2 protein-coding genes and 1 pseudogene are annotated in these 2,689 nt (G+C 69.2%); 1 reads left to right on the forward strand and 2 read right to left on the reverse strand.

Annotated features, from left to right (window positions below; genetic code table 11):
* Positions 1–73: 73 nt before the first annotated feature.
* Positions 74–1,480 (reverse strand): family 2B encapsulin nanocompartment shell protein, encoded by a 1,407-nt coding sequence (locus IEZ12_RS22830; RefSeq protein ID WP_189274127.1) that lies wholly within the window; start codon positions 1,478–1,480, stop codon positions 74–76.
* A gap of 332 nt (positions 1,481–1,812) precedes the next feature.
* Positions 1,813–2,214: pseudogene (locus IEZ12_RS22835) on the reverse strand (ArsR/SmtB family transcription factor); the annotation flags it as partial.
* Positions 2,215–2,267: 53 nt separating this feature from the next.
* Here IEZ12_RS22835 and IEZ12_RS22840 point away from each other — a divergent pair.
* Positions 2,268–2,689 (forward strand): IS701 family transposase (locus tag IEZ12_RS22840; protein ID WP_189274169.1); only part of this gene is annotated, 422 nt, incomplete at its 3' end.

A 2,689-nucleotide genomic window follows, 5' to 3' on the forward strand; every position in this document is an offset into this window, starting at 1 on the left:
ATCGGACCGCCGTTTGGTTACGGCCTGCGGCGGTCCGCCGTGATCTTCCTCGTACCGGTTCTCGGCCGCCGCCTCAGCGAACGGCGATCTCCACGTTCTCAAGCACGCCGAGCGCGTCCGGCACCATGATGGCCGCGGAGTAGTACGCAGTCACCAGGTAGTTGATGACGGCCTTGTCGTCGATGCCCATGAAGCGGACCGACAGGCTCGGCTGGTACTCGTCGGGGATGCCGGTCTGGTGCAGGCCGACGACGCCCTGGTTGTGCTCGCCGGTACGCATCACCAGGATGGAGCTGGTGTTCTCCGGGGTGATCGGGATCTTGTTGCAGGGCAGGATCGGGACGCCGCGCCAGGCCGGCACCTTGTGGCCCTGGAGGTCGACCGTGTCCGGGTACAGGCCGCGGGAGTTGAACTCCCGGCCGAGCGCGGCGATGGTCTTGGGGTGGGCGAGGAAGAACTCGGAGTCGCGGCGACGGCTGAGCAGCTCGTCCAGGTCGTCGGGGGTGGCGGGGCCGGAGTGGGTCTGGATCCGCTGGTTGAAGGCGCAGTTGGAGAGCAGACCGAACTCACGGTTGTTGATCAGCTCGTGCTCCTGGCGCTCGCGGAGCGCCTCGACGGTGAGCTTGAGCTGCTGCTCGATCTGGTTCATCGGCTGGTTGTAGAGGTCCGCGACGCGGGAGTGCACTCGCAGCACGGTCTGTGCGATCGACAGCTCGTACTCGCGCGGCTTGAGCTCGTAGTCGACGAACGCGGTGGGCAGCAGGTGCTCGCCCTCGTGGCCCGCGGACATCGCGATTTCGGCCTCGCCGAGCTCGTTCTGCCGCTGCAGCGGGAGGCTCGCGAAGTCCCGGATGTGGGCCTGCAGGCTCTCGGACTGGGCGAGCACCGACTGGAAGTCGGCCCGACTGAGGGTGAGCAGGGTACCGGAGGTCTTGGCGGTGGCGGTGTAGTCCCAGCTGGCGTCGGCGTCCAGCAGGGCGTTCTCGCCGAACCGGTCGCCGTCGCCGAGGACGCCGATCACCGCGTCGTCGCCGTACTTGCCGGTGGAGACCTGGTTGATCTTGCCGTGCGCGATCAGGTGGATCTTGTCGGACGGGGTGCCGCGCTCGGCCAGGGTCTCCCCGGCCCGGAACTCGCGCTGCACGCACCGGTCGGCGATCGCCGACAGCACGTCGTCGTCCTCGAAGCCGCGCAGCAGGGCGAGTTCACCGAGCTCCCGGGGGATGACCCGGACGTCGCCGCCGGTCTGGATGAACTCGATCCGGCCGTCGCCGACCGTGTAGGTCAGGCGCCGGTTGACCCGGTAGGTACCGCCGGAGGTCTGCACCCAGGGCAGCATCCGCAGCAGCCAGCGGGAGGTGATCTCCTGCATCTGCGGTGCGGACTTGGTGGTGGTCGCCAGGTTGCGTGCGGCGGCGGTGGTGAGGCTGGTCTGCTGGCGCTGCGCCTGCTGAGTCTCCGGGCTGCTGTCCACGGACATCGGGCCGGGTTCTCCTTCGTCTCGCCACGTGAGCTGACGTAACGTCAGATCCGTGGGTGTGGTGGGGTCTTGGCAAAAAGAAAGGGTGTGGCTGGAGGGTTCGGAGGGACCTCGGGTCGCCGTGCCGCCCACTGCCTCCCGAACAGTAGATCTTCGCCACTCCCAAGTCCTCGCACGAGGCCGAGGGTGCACCCGATCAGGTGAATCTTGACCCTTTGAGGATTGGGACTGACTCCGTCCGGTTTGACATCCGGATGACGCGCGGCAACTCAGGTTGACCGCGAACCACCCGCCCCGCACGGCCCGCCACCGTCGAGAACGCGCCAGTTCCGTCAGCCGCCGTCGCCCTGGGCCCGCACCAGGACGTCGCCGGCGTCGGTGCGGAAGTAGAGCACGGACCGTCCGGTGCGTCGGCGCTGCACCAGCCGGGCGTCGAACAGGACCTTCAGGTGCCGCCCGACCGAGCCCAGCCCCTGTCCGGTCAGCGCGACCAGCTGGGTGGTGGTCTTCGGCGCGCCGAGCAGCACCAGGACGTCCGCCCGGGCCGGGCCGAGCAGCCGTCCCAGCGCCTCCGGGGCGCGGGAGCGGCCGGCCTCGGCCAGCACGCCGGAGCACGGGTAGACCACGGCGTACCGGGGGCGCGCGTGGCTGCCGACCGCCACGGCCGAGGTGTCCCAGCAGACCCAGCTCCGCCGGGGCGTCACGGGGACGAACAGCAGGTGCGCCCCGGCTAGTACTGCAACGGTGCTTATGGTGACGGCTGTTGGGTTCGTTCGTTGTGTTGTTCATGGGTGGGGAGATATCTGAGGCTGATGCTCGTCGTTGGTCGGACGGGCTTGCCGGGCTGCATGAGCGGTTTGCTCGCCGGTTCGCGCGGAGTGAGTCGCGGGAGTCGGCGCTGGCCTATATGCGGGGGCTGTTGGCGCCGTTGGAGCGCAAGAACGGCTGGACGGTGGCGGAGGAGGCCGGCCATGCGGGTCCGGACCGGATCCAGCGGCTGTTGAACCGGATCGACTGGGACGCGGACGGGGTGCTCGACGACGTGCGCGCGTACGTGGTCGAGCACCTGGCCGACCCGGGCGGCGTTCTGATCGTGGACGACACCGGGTTCCTGAAGAAGGGAGTCCGGTCGGCGGGCGTCCAGCGGCAGTACTCCGGCACCGCCGGCCGCACCGAGAATCCCCCGGAGGGGGTACCCCCAGCCAGGTC

Source organism: Kitasatospora griseola, from assembly GCF_014648555.1.
In the GTDB taxonomy this organism is placed as follows: Bacteria; Actinomycetota; Actinomycetes; order Streptomycetales; family Streptomycetaceae; genus Kitasatospora; species Kitasatospora griseola.